This is a genomic window from Agromyces cavernae, assembly GCF_021044935.1.
Classification (GTDB): domain Bacteria; phylum Actinomycetota; class Actinomycetes; order Actinomycetales; family Microbacteriaceae; genus Agromyces; species Agromyces cavernae.
The window spans coordinates 302667-323915 of sequence record NZ_JAJNMP010000004.1 but is presented as its reverse complement, the minus strand read 5'-3'; the positions used below and the strand labels follow the sequence as shown (position 1 = coordinate 323915).

Here is a 21249-nt window from a genome sequence, read left to right as displayed (position 1 = left end):
CAGGTCGTCGACACTGTGCGGATGTCCCACCCGATGCATCCCGAAGCCCTCGCGCCTCGCGGGCGTGGCCTTCGCGGCCGTCTCGCTACGGCAGCGCTCGATGCGCTCGCGGTGCTCGCACCGGTCGCGTGCTCCGGCTGCGGGCTCGCCGACCGTGCCGTGTGCGACGACTGCCGCCGGGCACTCGTCGCGCACCCGACGCGGGTCTCCCGACCCGGCCTCGCCCGATGCGATGCGCCACCGGTGTGGGCGGCGCTGCAGTACGCCGGACCCGTCGCCGCCGTGGTCGGGGCGTTCAAGGACGGCGGACGCACCGACGCGGCTCCGGTGCTCGCGCGCGCACTGCACGCGGCCGTCGTGCGGGCGCTCGCCGACGCGCCGTCCGGCCGGGCGATCGAGGTGTGCACGATCCCGTCGACGGCCCGGGCCTTTCGCGAGCGCGGGTACCGCCCTGTCGAGCTGCTGCTTCGGCGCAGCGGCATCCGATCGGCACCGGTGCTGCGCCTGGCGCGCGATCGGGCCGACCAGGCCGGGCTCGGCGTCGAGGCCCGTCGCGCGAACGCCGAGGGCGCCCTCGTGGCCCCGAGATCGCTCGACGACCGTCGATTCCTCGTCGTCGACGACGTGCTCACGACCGGATCGACGCTCGCCGAGGCGATGCGCGCGCTGACCGCCGCAGGGGCCGAGACCGTCGCTCTCGCGGTGCTCGCCGAGACGCCGCTGAGGGGGTCGTCGGGCACAGGAGACTCTTGGCAAACATTCCGTGACAATGCCGTGTCGGGCGACTACGGTGGCAGGACAGGCGTGGTCGATCCACCCTCTAGAGCCGGGTGACACGCCGGTGAACGGAGGTCGTCATGGAACTGAACATCGTCGGACGCAACCTGGGGATCACGGATCGGTTCCGCGCATACGCGACCGAGAAGGCCGAGAAGGTCACGCATCTCGCCGAACGGGCAATCTCACTCGACGTGAAGCTCAGCCGTCAGAACGAGAAGAACGGCAACCCCGGTATCGACCGCGTCGAGCTCACCCTCGTCGGCAAGGGACCCGTGGTCCGCGCCGAGGCTGACGGCTCCGACAAGTACGCGGCGTTCGACGTGGCGCTCGGCCGATTGCTCGAGCGCATCCGGCGGGCAAAGGACCGCCGCAAGGTGCACCGCGGTGGATCGAAGCGCCCCACCTCCCTTCGCGAGGCGACCGACGGGGGCTTCTCCGACGTGGGCGTGCAGGCGGCAGCGCCCGAGGTGCTCGAGCAGGTGCGCACCGGCAGCATCCCCGTGGTCGCCGAGCACGAGGCGACCGAAGAAGACGAGGTGTACAGTCCCGTGGTGATCCGTCGCAAGGTGTTCCCGTCGACGCCCATGGCCGTCGACGACGCGCTGTACTTCATGGAGCTCGTCGGGCACGACTTCTATCTCTTCATCGACTCCGAGACCGGCAGGCCGAGCGTCGTCTACCGCCGCAAGGGCTGGGACTACGGGCTCATCGGACTCGACGAGAACGCCGAGGCCGCGGTCGACACCCCCGTGACGAACGGCAGGACGGCCGTCGCCTCCTGACCCGACCGTCCACCTGACGCAGCGAATCCGCCCACCGCGACCGCGGTGGGCGGATTCCGCTCAGCCTGCATCCCAGTAGCATGGCTAAAATGACCGCTGCACCGGCGGTGCGGGGCGTGCCCACCACCCGAGGCGTGTGCGCCCGACGAGTACAGGAGAACATTCGTGGCTTCGATTCTGGAAAAGGTCCTCCGTGTCGGTGAGGGTCGAACCCTCAAGCGGCTCGAGAACTACGCGGCGGCGATCAACGCCCTCGAAGACGGGTTCCAGGCCCTCAGCGACGAGGAGCTGAAGCACGAGACCGTCGAGCTGCGCGAGCGATACTCGAACGGCGAATCGCTCGACGACCTGCTGCCCGAGGCGTTCGCCGCGGTCCGCGAGGCCTCGCGCCGCACGCTCGGGCTGCGTCACTTCGACGTGCAGCTCATGGGCGGCGCCGCCCTGCACCTCGGCAACATCGCCGAGATGAAGACCGGTGAGGGCAAGACGCTCGTCGCAACGACCGCGGCCTACCTGAACGCGCTCACGAGCCGTGGCGTGCACGTCATCACCGTCAACGACTTCCTCGCGAGCTACCAGTCCGAGCTGATGGGGCGCGTCTTCCGTGCGCTCGGAATGACGACCGGATGCATCGTGGCCGGGCAGACCCCCGCGGTGCGTCGCGAGCAGTACGCGGCCGACATCACCTACGGCACCAACAACGAGTTCGGCTTCGACTACCTGCGCGACAACATGGCGTGGCAGGCGACCGACATGGTGCAGCGCGGGCACTACTTCGCGATCGTCGACGAGGTCGACTCGATCCTCATCGACGAGGCGCGTACGCCGCTCATCATCTCGGGCCCCGCGTCGGGTGAGGCGAACCGCTGGTTCGCCGAGTTCGCGCGCCTCGCGAACCGGCTCGTGCCCGGTGAGGACTTCGAGGTCGACGAGAAGAAGCGCACCGTCGGCGTGCTCGAACCCGGCATCGAGAAGGTCGAAGACTACCTCGGCATCGACAACCTCTACGAGTCGGCGAACACCCCGCTCATCTCGTTCCTCAACAACTCCATCAAGGCGAACGCCCTGTTCAAGCGCGACAAGGACTACGTCGTCATGAACGGCGAGGTGCTCATCGTCGACGAGCACACCGGCCGCATCCTCGTCGGCCGTCGCTACAACGAGGGCATCCACCAGGCGATCGAGGCGAAAGAGGGCGTTCAGGTCAAGGCCGAGAACCAGACCCTCGCCACGGTCACGCTGCAGAACTACTTCCGCCTCTACGCGAAGCTCTCGGGCATGACCGGTACCGCCGAGACCGAGGCGGCCGAGTTCATGTCGACGTACAAGCTCGGTGTCGTCGCCATTCCCACCAACAAGCCCATGGTGCGCATCGACCAGGCCGACCTCGTCTACAAGAACGAAGAGGCGAAGTTCGCACAGGTCGTCGAAGACATCGTCGAGCGCCACGCCAAGGGCCAGCCGGTGCTCGTCGGAACGACGAGCGTCGAGAAGAGCGAGTACCTCTCGCGCCTGCTCGCGAAGAAGGGCGTGCGTCACGAGGTGCTCAACGCGAAGAACCACGCCCGTGAGGCTGCGATCGTCGCGCAGGCAGGCCGCCACGGCGCCGTCACCGTCGCGACGAACATGGCGGGCCGCGGCACCGACATCATGCTCGGCGGCAACGCCGAGTTCATGGCCGTGCAGCACATGCACGAGAAGGGGCTGTCGCCGGTCGACACCCCCGAAGAGTACGAGGCGGCTTGGGACGGCGTGTTCGAGTCCGTGAAGTCCGAGGTCGAGCGAGAGGCCGAGAAGGTGCTCGAGGCCGGCGGCCTCTACGTGCTCGGCACCGAGCGCCACGAGTCGCGCCGCATCGACAACCAGCTGCGCGGTCGCTCCGGCCGTCAGGGCGACCCCGGCGAGAGCCGGTTCTACCTCTCGCTGACCGACGACCTCATGCGCCTCTTCAACGCGGGCGCCGCCGAGAGCCTCATGGCGCGTGGCGTGCCCGACGACGTCGCCATCGAGTCGAAGGTCGTCACCCGGGCCATCCGTTCGGCGCAGTCGCAGGTCGAGGCCCGCAACGCCGAGATCCGCAAGAACGTGCTGAAGTACGACGACGTGCTGAACCGCCAGCGCGAGGCCATCTACGGCGACCGCCGGCACATCCTCGAAGGCGACGACCTGCACGAGCGCACCCAGAAGTTCCTCGAGGAGGTCATCGACGAGGTCCTCGACTCGCACACCGCCGAGGGCAACCCCGACGAGTGGGACTTCGACGCGCTCTGGACCGAGCTCAAGACGCTCTACCCGATCGGCATCACGATCGACGAGGTCGTCGCCGAGGCGGGCGAGAAGGGTCGCGTCAACCGCGAGTTCGTGCGGCGCGAGATCCTCTCCGACGCGAAGCTCGCCTACCAGCGCCGCGAAGCGCAGCTGGGCAGCCCCGCGATGCGCGAGCTCGAGCGACGCGTCGTGCTCTCGGTGATCGACCGCCGCTGGCGCGACCACCTCTACGAGATGGACTACCTGAAGGACGGCATCGGCCTGCGCGCCATGGCGCAGCGCGACCCGCTGGTCGAGTACCAGCGCGAGGGTTACGCGATGTTCCAGCAGATGATGGGCTCGATCCGCGAAGAGACCGTCGGCTTCCTGTTCAACCTCGAGGTCGAGGTCGCGCCGCAGGGCGGCGTCGGGCCGACCATCGAGGCCAAGGGGCTCGCCCGTCCGACCACTCCCGACGAGAAGCTGAGCTTCTCGGCTCCGAGCGACTCGGGCGGGGTCGAGGTGCGCAACCAGCGCGGTCAGGTGCAGCAGGCGGCCACGCAGCGCGCGCGGCGCGCAGTGGCCGAGAGCCAGGCGCCGGCGCAGCCTGCGGTCGAACCCGCGCGAGGCGCATTCGGTCAGCGCACCGACAGCGGGGCCGCGCCGCAGAACCGCGCCGAGCGTCGTGCGCAGGAGCGCAAGGGCCGATAGCAGTCGAAGACGGATGCCCCTGCACGGCGTGAGCGCCGTGCAGGGGCATCCGTCATCTCAGTGTCGTGCGGGCCCGCCCGCGCAGGCGTCGCCGTGTGTGCACCCGAGTCGCCGTGCTGTCGCGGAGCTGGGTCAGAGCACGCTGATCGCGCTCGCGCGCCAGCGCTGGTCGAAGCCCTCGAGACGGATGGCGACGGCACGCGAACGCGCGCGCTGGTGCACCATGACGACGCCCTCGATGACTCCGTCGGCGGGCTCGCTGAGGTGCACGCGCCCGAGCGAGAACGACGGACGCTGCGGCGCCTGGTCTTTCACGCGGCGCGCCCGCGCGGCGAGCACCACGCGCTTGGAGAGGTTGCGGTAGACGTCGTCGTTGACCCACCGGGCGAGCTGTTCGAGATCGCGAGCACCCGCGAGCGCCTCGATGACGCAGCGGGTGAGGTTTCGCAGCACGGGCTCGGGATCGGGCAGCTCTGCACGTCGCGCCGGCTGGCGTGCGAAGTAGTCGTCGAGATCGTCGTGGAAGCGTGCGGAGGCACCCGATTGCGTGAGCGGTCGGGCGGTGGCGGCAGCGCGGTCGGACATTCATGCTCCAGGTAGGGCCGGGGCTCGCCGACCTCTCGATCGCGCGACATGAATGACCCCCGTTTTGGGGGGCATCGGTGATTCCTGACCGAACCTAGCCAGCGGTCGCGAAGCGTGTCAAGCGCTTTCGTCACCTGTGGAGAACTTCGTCGAGCCGCGAAGTCGCACGGTAGCGTCGCTGCATGCGCTGGGACCTGCTGTTCGACGACCTCGAGTCGCAGCTCGACCGCGAACAGCGCGATGAAGAGCGCGCGCTCGCCATCGAAGGCGAGCGGCTCCGCCTCGGTCGGCTCACGCTGCGCGACCGGCTCACGGCCATCTCGCGGACCACCGATGGCGGCGACGTCATCGTGCGCGTCGAACTCCACGGGGGCGTCGTGATGGCGTTGCGTCCCCTCGCGTTCGGGCGGGACTGGATGAGCGCCGAGTCGCGCGCAGCCGGCCGGCGATCGCGGCAGTGCGTCGTACCGCTCTCGGCGATCGCCGCGGTGCTGCCGAGCCGCTCGCAGCTCGACCCGAGCCTCGAGCCCGTGCCCGAGTCATCCGCTCGACTGGCCGAGCGCATCGGCCTGCCGTTCGTGCTGCGCGACCTCTGCCGCCGACGGACGCCGGTGCGACTGACGACCGTCGACTGCATCGTGCACGGCACACTCGACCGCGTCGCGCGCGATCACGTCGATCTCGCGCTGCACGAGCCCGGCTCGCCACGGCGAGAGCGTGAGCTCCAGGGGTATCGCATCGTGCCGCTCGCGCGAGTGGTGCTCATCGAGTTCGACTGACGAGAGCCGGTCTCGGCGATGCCGACGCCGGCCGGACTCCGCCGTCTCGATCAGTCGACGGGGCGGATGCGGTCGCGGCGGGCACCCGAGAGCTCGAATACGTTCGCGAACTCGCCCTCGTTGAACGCCGTGTGCTTGCGGGCGTCTTCATACTGCAGTTCGATCCACACCTCGAGCTGCGCACGCTCGATTCGCCACGGACCCGATGCGCCGACACGGATCGCCGGGAGCTCGCCCGAACGGATCAGGTCGTCGACGGTCGCCACATCGACGGCGAGGATCTCTGCCGCGTCGGCGATCGTGAGGAAACGGCCGATCTCGCCGCCCGAACCTGGTGAGGTCATGTGTCGATTATCGACCTGCCGTGCTTCCGGCGGGGCGCTTGTGGATAACTTCGGGGCATTCACTCGGATTCGGGCGACGATTGACTGCGGCGCACCGGCGCCGGCGAAAGGAGGAACGGCGAATGGCACGTCGCACCGACCGCGAGCGCGGGGCGCTGCGCCTCGACCCCCGCCTGATCATCGGAATCGTGCTGATCGCGGGCTCCACGACGGGCGTGTGGGCGCTCGTCTCGGGGTTCGACGACTCGATCGAGGTCTACGTCGCGCACGAAACGATCACCGCAGGCAGCGCCGTCGAGGTCGACGACCTCGCCGTCGAATCGGTGCGGCTCGGCTCGAGTGCCGAGCGATACCTGCTCGCCGATGCACCTGTTGGCGACGGGCTCGTCGCGACGCGTACGGTGCAGGCCGGCGAGTTCGTGCCCAGGTCCGCGGTCGACGAGGTCGATCGCACTGGCCTGTCGGTCGTCGTGGTGCCGAGCCGCGGCCCGCTGCCGAGCGGCCTGTCCGCGGGCGATCGCATCGACGTCTGGTCTGCTGCGGCCCTCGAGCGCGGCAGCTTCGAACCGCCCAAGGTGCTCATCTCCGACGCCGAGATCGCGGGACTCGTCGAGAGCGAGGGCATGGTGCAGGCCGACGGCGTGTCGGTCGAACTCCTCGTCCCGCGCGAGAAGGTCGCCGCTCTCCTCGAGGCCCTCGCCGCCGGCGATGCGATCGACCTCGTCGCGGCGCGATCGGCGGTCGGCTGACATGTCGAGGCTCGCGTTCGCGCTCGACCCTTCCACCGAAGACCGTTTGGTCGCTGACCTCGTCGAACACGGGCACACGGTCGTGGCCCGACTCGTGGGTTGGCGCGATCTGCTCGACAGCCTCGACGTGCTCGCGCCCGACGTCGTCATCGTCGGAACCGGGCGCGGAACCCTGAGCGCCGAGCTGCTCGAGGCGTGCGACGAACGAGGCATCCGACTCGTCGGGCTCGCCGGCGACGACGCCGAGCGTGCGCACGCGGCGCAGCTCGGACTCCACGAGGTCGCCGACCGCAGCGCGCCGTCGGCCGAGGTCGCGGCGCTCGTGAACGGGGGAGTGCTCGTGCCCACGCGCGTCGGCGCACCCGAGCGGCGGGCTTCGGGAGCGACATCCGTCATCGTGGTCTGGGGCCCAGCGGGCGCACCCGGCCGCACGACCCTGGCCATCAACCTCGCCGCCGAGATCGCCGCGGCAGGTCACCGCGTCGCACTCGTCGACGCCGACCCGTACGGAGGGGCGATCGCCCCATCGCTCGGGCTGCTCGACGAGACGCCCGGATTCGCGGCCGCGTGTCGGCTGGCAGGCTCCGACGCCCTCGATCGGGCCGAGCTCGAGCGTATCGCGCAGCGCTATTCCGCACCGCGTGCGTCGTTCGACGTGTTCACCGGGCTCGTGGGGCCGAGCCGCTGGCCCGAGCTCTCGCGCGAGCGCGTCACCGCGGCTATCGGCGTGATGCGAGCGTGGGCCGAGTATGTCGTCATCGACGCGGGGTTCAGTCTCGAACACGACGAGGAGCTCACGAGCGACCAGTTCGCCCCGCGCCGCAACGCGGCGACGTTCGCAGCTCTGGCCGCCGCCGACCGCGTCGTGGCCGTGGGCCTCGCCGACCCCGTCGGCCTGTCGCGCCTGTTGCGCGGCCACGGCGACCTCGTCGAATTCGTCGAACCTGAACGCATCGACATCGTCGTCAATCGGGTGCGCACGAGCGCACTCGGCATCGATGCCCACGCCCAGGTGCGCCAGACCCTCCGGCGCTTCGCGGGGCTCGGCGATGCCACCCTGCTGCCCCACGACGGCAAGGCGACCGACGCCGCCATCCTCACCGCGCGAACCCTGCGCGACGCGGCGAGCCGCTCGCCGCTGCGCGCCGCGATCCACGACTACGTGCTCGCCAACCTCCTGCCCGCGCCCGAGCCCGCGCGACGACGCGGGTTCGCGTTCTCCGCCGTTCGACGCGCGGCGACGGGCTGAGCCCCGCGCACACTACGCTGGAACCCGTGTCGACCCTCAGTGATCTCGTTCTCGCCCAGGGCCGCAGCAGTCAGGCCGATGTCGACTGGCTGCACATGCTCGTCGGCGACCTGCAGTTGCTCGCCGACCTCGCATTCGCAGACATCGTGCTGTGGGTGCCATCAGGGGACGCCGGATTCGTCGCCGTGGCGCACTCGCGGCCGTCGAGCGCCGCAACGCTCTTCTACCGCGACTTCGTCGGTCAGGAAATCAAGGAGCAGTGGCGCGACCTCGTGAACGAGGCCTTCGACACCGGGCGCATCGTCGACTCGGCGGCGCCCGACTGGTATGAAGAGATGCCCACGCGCGTGCGTGCGGTGCCCGTCATGCGTCGACTCACCGCCACCGGCACCGACGTGGCGTCAGAGCCGGTCGCGGTGATCACGAGGCACACGAACCTCGGTGCGACGCGCACTCCGAGCCGGCAGGAGCTCACCTTCAACGAGTGCGCCGAAGAGCTCTTCCAGATGATCGCGTCGGGTGACTTCCCCGATCTGGGCGCCCCCACCGGTCCGCGCCGCGGTGCACCGCGTGCCTCCGACGGGCTCATCCGCCTCGACGTCGACGGCATCACGACCTTCGCGAGTCCCAACGCCCTGTCGGCGTTCAACCGCATCGGCTTCGACGACGAGCTCGAGGGCGAGTCGCTCGCCGAGGTCACGACGAGGCTCCTCGGCGGCAAGCTCGTCGTCGACGAGTCGCTTCCGCTCGTCGTCACCGGACGGGCACCCTGGCGCACCGACGTCGAGTCGCGCGGTGTCACCGTCTCGCTGCGCGCCATCCCGATCCGTCGGCGTGGCGAGCGCACCGGCGCGATCGTGCTCAGCCGCGACGTCACCGAACTCCGCCACCAGGAGCAGGAACTCATCACCAAAGACGCGACGATCCGCGAGATCCACCACCGCGTCAAGAACAACCTGCAGACCGTCGCGTCGCTCCTGCGCATCCAGGCGCGGCGCACCCGCTCAGACGAAGCCCGCGAGGCACTCACGCAGGCCATGCGGCGGGTCGGCGCGATCGCCGTCGTGCACGACACCCTGTCAGAGGGGCTCACGCAGAACGTGGACTTCGACGAGGTGTTCGACCGGGCGCTGCTGCTCGTCGCCGAGGTCGCGTCGGCACACAACACGACCGTGCACCCGAAGCGTTCGGGGTCGTTCGGCGTGCTGCCGAGCGAGTACGCGACCCCGCTCGCGCTCGCGCTCACCGAGCTCGTCACGAACGCCGTCGAGCACGGGCTCGCCGGTCAGGAGGGCGATGTCGAGATCCTCGCGAACCGCTCCGACACCGTGCTCACCGTGCAGGTGCGCGACACCGGCGCCGGGCTTCCCGAGGGGAAGGTCGGCGAGGGTCTCGGCACGCAGATCGTGCGCACGCTCATCCAGGGCGAACTCAGCGGAACGATCGACTGGCACACCGTGGTCGGCCGGGGCACCGAGGTGACCATCGAGGTGCCGCTGCGGTGGATCGACGCGGCGTAGCGCCTATCCCGCGCGGCGGGCGCGCGCGGCGCGGCGCTTCAGGGCGCGGCGCTCGTCTTCACTGAGGCCGCCCCAGACACCCGAATCCTGACCGGACTCGAGGGCGTACTGCAGGCAGATCTCGGTGACCGTGCAACGAGCGCAGACCGCCTTCGCCTTCTCGATCTGGTCGACAGCGGGACCAGTGTTGCCGACCGGGAAGAAGAGTTCCGGGTCTGCGGTGAGGCAGGCGGCCTTGTCGCGCCAATCCATGTAGATGCTCCTTGCGGGTGTTCGTTCGCAGACACGCCTGTTGGCGCTTGCCGTGAGCGGCTGCTGCAGGGGGAAGTCGAATCTCGGGAAGTAGGATCATGACTGATCGGCTCACGTCCCTGTGAGCATCAATTCGACCTCATAAATGGTCGCATAGCGGAGAGATCGAATCAATAGCCGTGAATGGGATAACCCTGTGAATCGACGTGACGACGCCGGCCGGCGCGATGATGCCGCCTCCGAATCGCCTCGCCCCGAGACATCCGCACCGCAGAGCGCAGCCGGTGGCGGCGTTCGTGCCGCGCTCACCGTGGTGAGCGTGCTGCTGTTCCTCGAGGCCGCCGTCGTGACCGCACTGGTCGTGTGGCTCGTGATCGACCTGATCTCACTCGAGCCGTCGTCGTACGTGACGGCGATCGCGCTCATCGCGATCGTCGTGATCGGCGCGATCTGGGTCTGGGCGGTCGCCATCGCGACGTTGCGGCGTGCGCCGTGGGCGCGTGCCGCGGCGATCGTCTGGCAGATCCTGCAGCTCTCGGTGGCCGTCGGTGCGTTCCAGGGGCTGTTCGCCCGCCCCGATCTCGGGTGGGCGCTGCTCGTGCCGGCGATCACCGTGATCGGGCTGTTGCTGTGGACCCCGGTGCGCATCGCGTACTCGCGTCACGACGAGCGCCCCGACGCCGACTGACCTCAGCCGCGACCGACTCGCGCATCACCGAACGTTTCCGTTCCGACCGAATGTGCTCGCTCGAGCAGAGACTCTCGGCAGGAACGGAAACACTCGGCGCGGCGCGGGCGCGGCGCGGCGCAGCGCAGCGCGGGTGCGGCGCGGCGCGGCGCGCGCGGTGGTGCCGTGCCGCGCGGGGGACGTCAGGCGCCGTCGAGCCCGAGGTCGCGCCGCACGCGAGCGACGTGGCCGGTGGCCTTCACGTTGTACATGGCCTTCTCGATGCGGCCGTCTTCGCCGATGATGAACGTCGAGCGGATGGATCCCACGACGGTCTTGCCGTAGAGCATCTTCTCGCCCCACACGCCGTAGGCCTGCTGCACGGCGAGATCGGTGTCGGAGAGCACGCTGAAGTTGAGGCGGTCGCGCTCGGTGAACCGCTTGAGCTTGGCGACGTCGTCCTTCGAGACGCCGATGACGCGGATGCCTGCGTTCAGGAACGAGTTGAGGCTGTCGCGGAAGTCGCACGCTTCGGTGGTGCAGCCCGGCGTCATCGCCTCGGGGTAGAAGTAGAGCACGACCCTCGTGCCGCGCAGCGAGGAGAGGCTGACGGGTGCACCGTGCTGGTCGTCGAGGGTGAAGTCTGGAGCGAGGTCGCCGGGGGCGAGTCGTGCATCGATCATGTCACCCATGGTAGGCACGCTTGGATGTGCGGATGCTCCGTGCCGGAGCCGTGCGAGAGGCGCGAGGCGCGCGACGTGGCGGGCAGGTGGGCGTGCCGTGGCGGGCAGGTGGGCGTGCCCGAGCGGTGGTGGCGGCGCGGCGTCGGTTCGGGCGGATCAGCCCGCGAACGTGGTGAGCAGCCGCTGCAGCGAGTCGAGTCGTGCGCGGCCGGTCTCGCCGAGTTCGCCCGCCTCGACGGCCTCGACGATGGCGCAGTCCGGGGCGTCGGGCAGGTGCGTGCAGCCTCGGGGGCAGTCCTCGGCGATGCGCGCGAGATCGGTGAACGCGCCGAGGATGTTCGCGCGGTCGACGTGGCCGAGCCCGAATGAGCGCACCCCCGGTGTGTCGACCGCCCAGCCCGTGCGCCCGTCGTGTTCGATGCGCAGCGAGACGGTCGACGACGAGGTGTGGCGCCCACGCCCGGTGACCACGTTGACGCGGCCGGTGGCGCGGTCGGCGCCCGGAACGAGCGCGTTCACGAGCGTCGACTTGCCGACCCCTGAATGCCCGACGAACACGGTGCGGTGGCCGACGAGCGCGTCGGCGATCTCGTCGAGCGGCATCGACTCGGTGCTCGAACGGAAGACGGTGAACTCGAGCCCGGCGAAGTTCTCGAGGAACTCGGTCGGGTCGGCGAGGTCGGTCTTCGTCACGCAGAGCAAGGGCGTGATACCCGCGTCGTAGGCGGCGACGAGGTAGCGGTCGATCAGGCGGATGCGAGGCTCGGGGTTCGCCGCGGCCACGACGATGAGCATCTGGTCGGCGTTCGCCACGATGACGCGTTCGACCTCGTCGGTGTCGTCGGCGCTGCGGCGCAGCAGGGTCGCGCGTTCGCCCACCCGCACGATGCGCGAGAGCGACCCGGGCTCGCCCGAGACGTCTCCGACGAGGTCGACGCGATCGCCCGTGACGACCGACTTGCGCCGCAGTTCGCTCGCCCGTGCGGCCGTGACCTCGCGCTCGTCGCGCCCGCCCTCGTCGACGAGCACGGTGTAGCGGCCGCGGTCGACGCCGAGCACCGTGCCCTCGACCGCGTCGGCGTGCTCGGGGCGGGTCTTCGTGCGTGGTCTGCTGCCGCGCCGGTTGGGGCGCACGCGAACGTCGGATTCGTCGAACTCGGGCTCGTCCTCATCGTCGTCGGCGCTCCACCACGTCATGCCAGCAGCTGCTCCCAGAGCGCGGTGAACTGCGGAAGGGTCTTGCCGGTCGACGCGATGTCGTCGACGACGACACCGGGCACCGCGAGCCCGACGATCGCGCCGGTCGTGGCCATGCGGTGGTCGGCGTAGGCGTGCCACGGCCCGCCATGCAATGGCGCGGGCTCGATGTGCAGCCCGTCGTCGAGCTCGGTCACCCGCCCGCCGAGTCCGTTGAGCTCGGCGGCGAGCGCCGCGAGCCGGTCGGTCTCGTGGTGGCGGATGTGCCCGATGCCCGTGATGGTCGACGGCCCGTCGGCGAAGGCAGCGAGTGCGACCAGGTTCGGCACCAGTTCGCCGGCCTCGGAGAGGTCGAGGTCGACGCCGCGGATGCCCCGGCCCTCGGCCGTCGCGGTCTCGGGGGCGTGCACCGTGAGGCGGTCGCCGTCGCGCACGACCCGTGCGCCGAACCGGGGGAGGAGGTCGATGAGCTGCGCCCCGACCTGCGTGGTCTCGGCCGGCCAGCCCGTGATGGTCACCGAACCCCCGGCCACCAGGGCGGCGACGAGGAACGGCGCGGCGTTCGAGAGGTCGGGCTCGATGTCGACGTCGATGCCCCTGATCGGCCCGGGGGCGACGATCCACCGCCCGGTCTCGGGGTTGTCGACGGCGACGCCGCGTGCGGCGAGCGTCGCGATGGTCATCTCGATGTGGGGGAGGCTCGGCAGGCGTTCACCCGAATGGCGAAGGTCGAGGCCGCGCTCGAAGCGGGCTGCCGACAGCAGGAGGGCCGAGACGAACTGGCTCGATGCCGATGCGTCGATCTCGAGTTCGCCGCCCACGACCGAGCCGGTGCCGTGCACGGTGAAGGGGAGGGTGCCGCGACGGTCGTCGTCGAGGTCGACGCCGAGGGCCTGCAGGCCGTGGATCACGCCGGCCATGGGGCGGCGGCGGGCGTACTCGTCGCCGTCGAACGTGGTCGGACCGAGCGCGAGGGCCGCGACCGGCGGAAGGAAGCGCATGACCGTGCCGGCGAGGCCGCACTCGATCGTGGTCGAGCCGAGCAGCTCATCGGCGGGCGTGACGCGCAGGTCGTCGCCGAACCCGCCGGAGCCGGGAACGCGTTCGATGCCCGTGCCGAGCGCCCGCAGGCCCTCGACCATCAACTCGCTGTCGCGCGACCACAGGGGCGCGTGCAGCGTCGACGGCGAGTCGGCGAGCGCGGCGAGCACGAGCTCGCGATTCGTGAGCGACTTCGAGCCGGGAAGCGACAGGACCGCGGACAGCTTCGACGCCGCGAGCGGGGCGCGCCACCCGTCATCCGTCTCGGTCTGCCTCGCATCACCGTACGGATCGAATTCAGGCTCGGAATACTTCGAAATCAGCATCGGTTACCAACAGTAGCGTCAGGGACGCGGAAGGAGAGTGGTGCGCGTGTCGCTTGCGGTACTCGAACGCCCGGTCGGGGCGAAGGTCGACGATCTAGGATGGCCAGTGATGACTGCCGACCAGACCGACACCACGCCGACCGACGCCGAAGCGACGAACGAGACCCGGCCCATCGGCGAACTCTTCGAAGAGCAGGCGCTGCCGTTCATCGACCAACTCTACGCCGCCGCCCTGCGCATGACGAAGAACCCCGCCGACGCGCAAGACCTGGTGCAGGAGACCTTCGTCAAGGCCTTCGCGGCGTTCGGACAGTTCACTCAGGGCACGAACCTCAAGGCGTGGCTGTACCGCATCCTGACGAACACCTTCATCAACAGCTACCGCAAGAAGCAGCGCGAGCCCTATCAGGGCACCATCGACGATCTCGAGGACTGGCAGCTCGGCGGTGCCGAGTCCACGACGGCCCGGTCGAGTCGATCGGCCGAGGCCGAGGCGATCGACCACCTGCCCGACAGCGCGGTGAAAGACGCGTTGCAGGCCCTGCCCGAGGACTTCCGGCTGGCCGTGTACTTCGCCGACGTCGAGGGTTTCTCCTATCAGGAGATCGCCGACATGATGAACACCCCCATCGGAACCGTGATGAGCCGCCTGCACCGTGGCCGGCGACTGCTTCGCGAATCCCTCGCCGACTACGCCCGTGAGCAAGGCATCGCCACGGCCGAGAAGGCGCCGAAACCCGCGAGGAGCGCGAAATGACCGACTGCGGCTGCGAGAAGGCCCGGGCCGAGCTCGAGGAGTACCTGCACAACGAACTGCGCAGCGACGAGGCGGCCGACATCCGCGAGCACGTCGAGAACTGCGCCGACTGCCAGGCGGAGCTGCGCGTCGGCGTCGCGATCACCGAGGTCGTGCAGCGCGCCTGCAAGGAGAGCGCGCCCGAAGAGCTGCGCGTGCAGGTGCTCACGAAGCTGCGGGTGTACCAGTCGACGCACGCCACCACCGCCTGATCCCAGCCCGGAACCCTACTTCGGGTTCAATCGTTCGTTCGATGCGGGTGACGCGGGGGCATCCGTAGCGTCGACGGCGTGATCGAACGCTCCACCCCGCCCCGAACCCGTCCTCGTCGTGTACGCGTGCCCGCCTGGCTGCGCGTGCTCATCCCCGCCGTCCTCATCCTCGTCTGGCTCGCCCTGTTCGGCGCGGGCGGATCGGCGTTCGGCCAGGTCTCGCAGGTCGCGACGAACGACCAGTCGCAGTTCCTTCCGGCCGAGTCCGAGTCGACGCGGGTGCAGGAGCTCTCGGCCGAGTTCCGAGGCGAAGACGTCATCCCGGCGGTCGTCGTCGTCGAACGCGATGGTGGTCTCACCGTCGGCGACATCGTGCGCCTCGACGACGCGTCGATCGCGCTGGCAGGCGTCGAGGGGGTCGTCGTCGACGGCGTCTCGCCTCCGGTCCGCTCCGACGACGGCGAGGCCGTCGAGCTCTTCGTCATGATCGACGCCGAGGCGAAGGCGAGCGCGGTCGTCGCCGAGCTGCGTGCAGTGCTCGACGACGAACTCGGCTCGGGAGGGACATCCGGACTCACCGTCGCGGTCACCGGGCCCGCCGGCCTCGCCGCCGACCTCGCCGGCGCGTTCTCGGGCATCGACGGGCTGCTGCTCGTCGTCGCCCTCGCCGCCGTGTTCATCATCCTCGTGGTCGTCTACCGGTCGCCGCTGCTGCCGGTGATCGTGCTCGGAACGAGCATGGCGGCGCTCACGGTCGCGGTGCTCGTCGCCGTCGCCCTGGCACGGGCGGACGTCGTGCTCCTCACGGGGCAGACGCAGGGCATCCTGTTCATCCTCGTGATCGGCGCGGCGACCGATTACTCGCTGCTGTACATCGCGAGGTTCCGCGAGGCGCTCGCCCGGCATGAACGCAAATGGGATGCCACGTGGGCGGCGTTGCGCGGCTCGTGGGAGCCGATCGTCGCCTCGGGCGGCACGGTCGTCGCGGGCCTGCTCATGCTGCTGTTCAGCGCCCTCAACTCGAACAAGGCGCTTGGTCCGGTCGCGGCGATCGGCATCGTCTGCGCGGTGCTCGCAGCCCTCACGCTGCTGCCCGCGTTGATGCTGTGGGCGGGCCGTGCGGCGTTCTGGCCGAGGCGGATCACGGTACAGGCGGCCGATGGGGCGGCATCCGACCCCGCGAGCGCGCCGGCACGCGCCGGAGCCGACCAGGTGGACGTGACCCGCGCCCGAGGCCTCTGGCCGGCGGTCGCGCGCCTCGTCGCCCGGCGCCCGCGGATCGTCTGGATCGCGTCGACGCTGCTGCTCGGCGTGATGGCGCTCGGCCTCACCCAACTCGACGCCGACGGGGTTCCGCAGAGCGAGTTCGTGCTCGGGGCTTCCGAGGCGCGAGACGGCCAGCGTGTGCTCGGCGAGCATTTCCCGGCCGGCTCGGGAACTCCGGCACTGATCGTCGCACCCGAGGAAGCGCTCGACGAGACGGCCGAGATCACGCTCGCCACCGACGGCGTCACTGCGCTCGCCGTGCTGTCGGAGACGTCGCCGACCGGCGCGCTCGCGGTCACCGGGGCGGGCGTCGAGCCGTCTCGTGTCCCGGGGGCCGAAGACGCGGTGCCGACGGTCCGCGACGGGTATGTGATGCTCCAGGCGACCCTCGACCATCCTGGCGATTCGCTCGAGGCGGAGGCCGTCGTGACCGACCTGCGATCGGCGTTCGCCGACGCCGACGTCGAGGTGCTCGTCGGCGGCACCTCGGCGATCGCACTCGACACGGCCGTGGCCGCGGTGCACGACCGGAATCTCGTGATGCCGCTCGTGCTCGGCGTGATCCTGCTCATCCTCGTGGTGCTGCTGCGCTCGGTCGTCGCGCCGCTCCTGCTCGTGGGCAGCGTCGTGCTCTCGTTCGCCGCCGCGCTCGGAGTTTCGGCGATCGTCTTCGATGGAGTGTTCGGCTTCCCCGGCGCGGACCCGACGGTGCCCCTGTACGGCTTCGTGTTCCTCGTCGCACTCGGCGTCGACTACAACATCTTCCTGATGAGCCGGGTGCGTGAGGAGTCGCTCGTGCACGGCACCCGCCCCGGTATCCTCCGCGGGCTCATCGCCACCGGTGGCGTCATCACGTCGGCGGGGATCGTGCTCGCGGCGACCTTCGCCGCGCTGGGCGTGCTGCCGATCCTGTTCCTCGCCCAGATCGCGTTCATCGTCGCGTTCGGGGTGATCCTCGACACGGTCCTCGTGCGCTCGCTGCTCATCCCTGCGCTGAGCTACGACATCGGGCCCGCGATCTGGTGGCCGTCGAAGCTCCGGCGTGCGGCCTCCGACCGGTCGCCGCACGACGCGGCGCCCGACGTGCTCGCAGACGCGGGCGACGAACAGCGGGAATCGCGCGTCGAGGGGAACATCCCGGTCCACCACGGCTGACACCGGAACGACGAAGCGAGCGGATGCCCCGGGGCATCCGCTCGCTTCGATTCGTGAGGGTCAGAGCGTGGTGGCGCGGCGAACGAGCTCCGCCTGCTCGACCGCGTGGCGCTTGGCCGAACCCGTCGCGGGCGAGGCCGCGGCCTCTCGGGCGACGACCGCGACCGGACGCGGCCCGAGCTTGTTCGTCTCGATGATGAAGTACGGCCACGCACCCTGGTTCTCGGGTTCGTCCTGCGCCCACATGAGCTCGGCGTCGGGGTAGGCGTCGGCGATCGCCTTGAGCTCGACCGCGGGCAGCGGGTAGAGCTGCTCGAGGCGCACGACGGCGATCTCGGTGTTCTGCTTCTTCTCGAGCTCGTTGATCAGGTCGTAGTAGATCTTGCCCGAGACGAACACGACGCGCTTGACCGCCGACCGGTCGGTGATGCGCGGGTCGTCGAGCACGGGCTCGAACTTGCCCTGCGTGAAGTCGGCCACCTCGCTCGTGGCCCCGCGCAGGCGCAGCATCGCCTTCGGCGTGAACACCACGAGCGGTCGGCGCGGCCGTGCATAGGCCTGGCGTCGCAGCAGGTGGAAGTACGACGCGGGCGTCGACGGGCGCGCGACGGTCATGTTGTTCTCGGCGCAGAGCTGCAGGTACCGCTCGATGCGGGCGCTCGAGTGGTCGGGCCCCTGGCCCTCGTAGCCGTGGGGCAGCAGGAGCACCACGCTCGAGCGCTGCCCCCACTTCTGCTCTGCCGACGAGATGAACTCGTCGATGATGGTCTGGGCGCCGTTGGCGAAGTCGCCGAACTGGGCCTCCCACAGCACGAGGGCGTCTGCGCGCTCGACCGAGTAGCCGTACTCGAAGCCCATCGCCGCGTACTCCGAGAGCAGCGAGTCGTAGATCCAGAACTTGGCCTGGTTCTCGGCGAGGTACTGCAGCGGCAGCCATTCCTGGCCGTTCACCCGGTCGTGCAGCACCGCGTGGCGCTGCACGAACGTGCCGCGGCGGGCGTCTTGACCGGCGAAGCGCACCGGGGTGCCCTCGAGCAGCAGCGAGCCGAGCGCGAGCAGCTCGCCGAAGCCCCAGTCGATCTTGCCGTTACGGCTCATGTCGAGGCGCTTCGTGAGCAGCTGCTGGATCTTGGGGTGCACGGTGAACCCGGCGGGCTTGTTGTCGAAGGCGTCGCCGATGGTGTGCACCACCTCGAGTGCGACGCCCGTCGTGTCGGGCTCGCCGATGGCGGCCTCGGGCTCGTGCGAGCCCTCGGTCGCGCCGACGACGGTGATCGCGCCGGTCTGCACCGCGTGGGTCTCGGCGAAGGCGCGCTCCAGTCGGTCCTGGAAGTCGCGGTGCGCCTCTTCGTACTCTTCCTCGGTGATGTCGCCGCGGCCGACGAGCGCCTCGGTGTAGAGCTTACGAACCGAGCGCTTGGCCTCGATGAGGTTGTACATGAGCGGCTGCGTCATCGAGGGGTCGTCGCCCTCGTTGTGACCGCGGCGGCGGAAGCAGACGAGGTCGATGACGACGTCGCGCTTGAACTCCTGGCGGTAGCGGAATGCGAGCTCCGCCACACGCACCACTGCCTCGGGATCGTCGCCGTTCACATGGAAGATCGGGGCCTGGATCGTCTTCGCGACATCCGTCGAGTAGATCGACGACCGGGCGTCGCCCGGCACCGTCGTGAAGCCCACCTGGTTGTTCACGACGATGTGCACGGTGCCGCCCGTGCGGTAGCCGCGCAGCTGCGACATCTGCATTGTCTCGAGCACGACGCCCTGGCCGGCCATCGCGGCGTCGCCGTGCACGAGGATCGGCAGGATCGAGAACGTGCCGATGGGCTTTCTGTCTTGCTTGGCCCGCACGATGCCCTCGAGCACGCCGTCGACGGCCTCGAGGTGCGACGGGTTCGCGGCGAGCGAGACCGGGATCTGGTGGCCGTCGTCGGCCGTGAACATGCCCTCGGTGCCGAGGTGGTACTTCACGTCGCCCGAGCCCGAGAAGGCCTTGGGCTCCTGCGTGCCCTCGAACTCGCGGAACACCTGCCCGTAGGTCTTTCCGGCGATGTTGGTGAGCACGTTGAGGCGGCCGCGGTGCGCCATGCCGATCGCGACCTCGTCGAGGCCCTGCTTCGCAGCGCCCTGCAGGATCTCGTCGAGCATCGGGATGACCGACTCGCCGCCCTCGAGGCTGAAGCGCTTCTGGCCGACGTACTTGGTCTGCAGGAAGGTCTCGAACGCCTCGGCCTCGTTGAGCTTGCCGAGGATGCGCATCTGCTCGTCGTGCGTCGGCTTCTCGTAGCTGCGCTCGACCTCGTTCTGGATCCACTTGCGCTGCACGGGGTCTTGGATGTGCATGTACTCGATGCCGATCGTGCGGCAGTACGAGTCGCGCAGGATGCCGAGGATGTCGCGCAGCAGCATGGTGCGCTTCTCGCCGAAGCCGCCCGTGACGAACTCGCGATCGAGGTCCCAGAAGGTGAGGCCGTGGCTGGCGATGTCGAGGTCGGGGTGCGAGCGCTGGGTGTACTCGAGCGGGTCGGTGTCGGCCATCATGTGACCACGCACGCGGTACGAGTTGATGAGCTCCTGCACGCGGGCCGTCTTGTCGATGGCGCTCGCGATGTCGACCGAGATGTCGGGCGCCCACCGGATGGGCTCGTAGGGCAGGCGCAGCTCGGCGAAGATGTCCTCGTAGAACCGGCGCTGCCCGATGAGGAGCTCGTGCACCTTCTTGAGGAACTCGCCGGAACCGGCACCCTGGATGACGCGGTGGTCGTAGGTCGACGTGAGCGTGATGGTCTTGCCGATCGCGAGGTTCGCGAGGACCTTCTCGGACGAGCCCTGGAACTCGGCGGGGTACTCGAGGGCGCCGGCGCCGATGATGCAGCCCTGGCCCTTCATGAGGCGCGGCACCGAGTGCACGGTGCCGATGCCGCCCGGGTTCGTGAGCGAGATCGTCGCGCCCGAGAAGTCGTCGGCGGTGAGCTTGTTCTTGCGTGCGCGCTGCACGAGGTCTTCGTAGGCGGTGAGGTACTCGTTGAAGTTCATCGTCTCGGCGCGCTTGATCGCGGGGACGAGGAGCGCACGGCTGCCGTCGGGCTTCGGCAGGTCGATCGCGATGCCGAGGCCGATGTGGGCGGGCTTCACGATGCTCGGCTTGCCGTCGGGCTCGGCGTAGAAGACGTTCTGGCTCGGGAACTCCTTGAGCGCCTGGATGAGGGCCCAGCCGATGAGGTGCGTGAACGACACCTTGCCGCCGCGCGAGCGCCGAAGGTGGTTGTTGATCACGATGCGGTTGTCGATCATGAGCTTCGCCGGGATGGTGCGCACGCTCGTCGCGGTCGGCACCGTCAACGACGCGTCCATGTTCGCCGCGAGGGTCTTCGGGAGGCCGCGCAGCGGGAGGATCTCGTCTTCGTGCGGGCCGTCGGCCAGGACGGGCTGCGGGCTCGTGATCGGGACGTCGGCCGGCACGGGGGTCGTACGGGGCGCCACCGAGGTGGTGCGCGCTGCGGGCGTCTGGCCGATCACGGGGACGGGCGCGGTCGAAGGCGCGGCGTGCGTTGCGTCGGCCGCGGGCGCCGGGGTCTCGGCAGCGGGTGCGGGCGCGGCCTCGGCGGGCGGCGCCTCAGCGGGCGCGGCCTCAGCCGGCGCCGCGGGCTGCTCGGGCGCCGGGGCATCCGCCGCGACCGGCGCTGCTTCAGATGCAGGCGCGCCGGAATCGGCCGTCTGCTCGGGCTGCCGGCCGTACTGCTCGAGCACGGGCCACCAGGACTTGTCGACCGAGTCGGGATCGGCGAGGAACTTCGCGTACATCTCGTCGACGAGCCACTCGTTGGCTCCGTATTCGCCCGACGCCGTCTCGTCGGCTCCCGCTCCGGTCAATTGGCTCGACACAGCCTCTCGCCCACTCTCTCCGT

At 69.8% G+C, this 21249-nt stretch carries 18 protein-coding genes; 11 read left to right on the top strand and 7 right to left on the bottom strand.

The genetic code is table 11. From position 1 onward, the window contains the following. Positions 1–21 precede the first annotated feature (21 nt). The 3 genes from LQ757_RS17150 (at position 22) to secA (ending at position 4520) form a co-directional block, all read left to right on the top strand. Positions 22–834: a ComF family protein gene (locus tag LQ757_RS17150; protein ID WP_231048485.1), complete on the top strand. Its 813-nt coding sequence runs from the start codon at positions 22–24 to the stop codon at positions 832–834. Between the two features lie 23 nt (positions 835–857). Next, positions 858–1562 carry a ribosome hibernation-promoting factor, HPF/YfiA family gene (gene hpf / locus LQ757_RS17145; RefSeq protein ID WP_231048484.1) on the top strand — a complete coding sequence of 235 codons (705 nt, stop codon included), beginning with the start codon at positions 858–860 and terminating at the stop codon, positions 1560–1562. Positions 1563–1727: 165 nt separating this feature from the next. Then, positions 1728–4520, top strand: a complete 2793-nt coding sequence (secA, locus tag LQ757_RS17140; RefSeq protein WP_231048483.1) for a preprotein translocase subunit SecA — start codon at positions 1728–1730, stop codon at positions 4518–4520. 132 nt (positions 4521–4652) lie between these two features. Here the strand turns inward: secA and LQ757_RS17135 are convergent, their stop codons facing one another. Next, the gene (locus LQ757_RS17135) at positions 4653–5105 is read right to left on the bottom strand and encodes an Rv3235 family protein (RefSeq protein ID WP_231048482.1); all 453 of its coding nucleotides are present in this window, start codon (positions 5103–5105) and stop codon (positions 4653–4655) included. A gap of 182 nt (positions 5106–5287) precedes the next feature. Between LQ757_RS17135 and LQ757_RS17130 the strand changes: the two genes are divergently transcribed. Beyond that, the gene (locus tag LQ757_RS17130; protein ID WP_231048481.1) at positions 5288–5884 is read left to right on the top strand and encodes a hypothetical protein; all 597 of its coding nucleotides are present in this window, start codon (positions 5288–5290) and stop codon (positions 5882–5884) included. Between the two features lie 50 nt (positions 5885–5934). Here the strand turns inward: LQ757_RS17130 and LQ757_RS17125 are convergent, their stop codons facing one another. Then, positions 5935–6228, bottom strand: coding sequence for a helix-turn-helix domain-containing protein (locus LQ757_RS17125; protein ID WP_231048480.1), 294 nt, complete (start codon positions 6226–6228; stop codon positions 5935–5937). A 122-nt stretch (positions 6229–6350) separates the two neighbouring features. Here LQ757_RS17125 and LQ757_RS17120 point away from each other — a divergent pair, with 122 nt between their 5' ends. The 3 genes from LQ757_RS17120 to LQ757_RS17110 are packed head-to-tail and all read left to right on the top strand — an operon-like array spanning position 6351 to position 9746. Then, entirely contained in the window at positions 6351–6977 is a 627-nt protein-coding gene (locus LQ757_RS17120) for an SAF domain-containing protein (RefSeq protein ID WP_231048479.1), read from the top strand. Between the two features lies 1 nt (position 6978). After that, complete coding sequence (locus LQ757_RS17115) at positions 6979–8226, top strand: CpaE/TadZ family protein (protein ID WP_231048478.1); 1248 nt, start codon at positions 6979–6981, stop codon at positions 8224–8226. A gap of 26 nt (positions 8227–8252) precedes the next feature. Continuing rightward, the gene (locus LQ757_RS17110; RefSeq protein WP_231048477.1) at positions 8253–9746 is read left to right on the top strand and encodes a sensor histidine kinase; all 1494 of its coding nucleotides are present in this window, start codon (positions 8253–8255) and stop codon (positions 9744–9746) included. Positions 9747–9749: 3 nt separating this feature from the next. Here the strand turns inward: LQ757_RS17110 and LQ757_RS17105 are convergent, their stop codons facing one another. After that, positions 9750–9998, bottom strand: coding sequence for a WhiB family transcriptional regulator (locus LQ757_RS17105; RefSeq protein ID WP_231048476.1), 249 nt, complete (start codon positions 9996–9998; stop codon positions 9750–9752). A gap of 196 nt (positions 9999–10194) precedes the next feature. On the opposite strand from LQ757_RS17105, the gene LQ757_RS17100 reads away from it, so the two are divergent. Further along, complete coding sequence (locus tag LQ757_RS17100) at positions 10195–10686, top strand: hypothetical protein (protein ID WP_231048475.1); 492 nt, start codon at positions 10195–10197, stop codon at positions 10684–10686. A 182-nt stretch (positions 10687–10868) separates the two neighbouring features. Here LQ757_RS17100 and bcp read toward each other — a convergent pair whose 3' ends face one another. The 3 genes from bcp to aroA all read right to left on the bottom strand — a co-directional run bounded on the left by bcp (position 10869) and on the right by aroA (position 13912). Next, on the bottom strand, positions 10869–11348 hold the full coding sequence (bcp, locus tag LQ757_RS17095; RefSeq protein ID WP_231048474.1) for a thioredoxin-dependent thiol peroxidase: 480 nt from the start codon (positions 11346–11348) through the stop codon (positions 10869–10871). Between the two features lie 156 nt (positions 11349–11504). After that, positions 11505–12545, bottom strand: coding sequence for a ribosome small subunit-dependent GTPase A (rsgA, locus tag LQ757_RS17090; protein WP_231048473.1), 1041 nt, complete (start codon positions 12543–12545; stop codon positions 11505–11507). Then, complete coding sequence (aroA, locus tag LQ757_RS17085; protein WP_231048472.1) at positions 12542–13912, bottom strand: 3-phosphoshikimate 1-carboxyvinyltransferase; 1371 nt, start codon at positions 13910–13912, stop codon at positions 12542–12544. Before aroA ends, rsgA begins: the two co-directional genes overlap by 4 nt. 109 nt (positions 13913–14021) lie before the next feature. On the opposite strand from aroA, the gene LQ757_RS17080 reads away from it, so the two are divergent. The 3 genes from LQ757_RS17080 (at position 14022) to LQ757_RS17070 (ending at position 17341) form a co-directional block, all read left to right on the top strand. Then, positions 14022–14669: a sigma-70 family RNA polymerase sigma factor gene (locus LQ757_RS17080; protein WP_231048471.1), complete on the top strand. Its 648-nt coding sequence runs from the start codon at positions 14022–14024 to the stop codon at positions 14667–14669. Further along, positions 14666–14920: a zf-HC2 domain-containing protein gene (locus LQ757_RS17075; RefSeq protein ID WP_231048470.1), complete on the top strand. Its 255-nt coding sequence runs from the start codon at positions 14666–14668 to the stop codon at positions 14918–14920. Before LQ757_RS17080 ends, LQ757_RS17075 begins: the two co-directional genes overlap by 4 nt. 78 nt (positions 14921–14998) lie before the next feature. Next, complete coding sequence (locus LQ757_RS17070; RefSeq protein WP_231048469.1) at positions 14999–17341, top strand: MMPL family transporter; 2343 nt, start codon at positions 14999–15001, stop codon at positions 17339–17341. Between the two features lie 60 nt (positions 17342–17401). Here the strand turns inward: LQ757_RS17070 and LQ757_RS17065 are convergent, their stop codons facing one another. After that, positions 17402–21226 (bottom strand): multifunctional oxoglutarate decarboxylase/oxoglutarate dehydrogenase thiamine pyrophosphate-binding subunit/dihydrolipoyllysine-residue succinyltransferase subunit, encoded by a 3825-nt coding sequence (locus LQ757_RS17065; protein WP_231048468.1) that lies wholly within the window; start codon positions 21224–21226, stop codon positions 17402–17404. Positions 21227–21249: the final 23 nt, after the last annotated feature.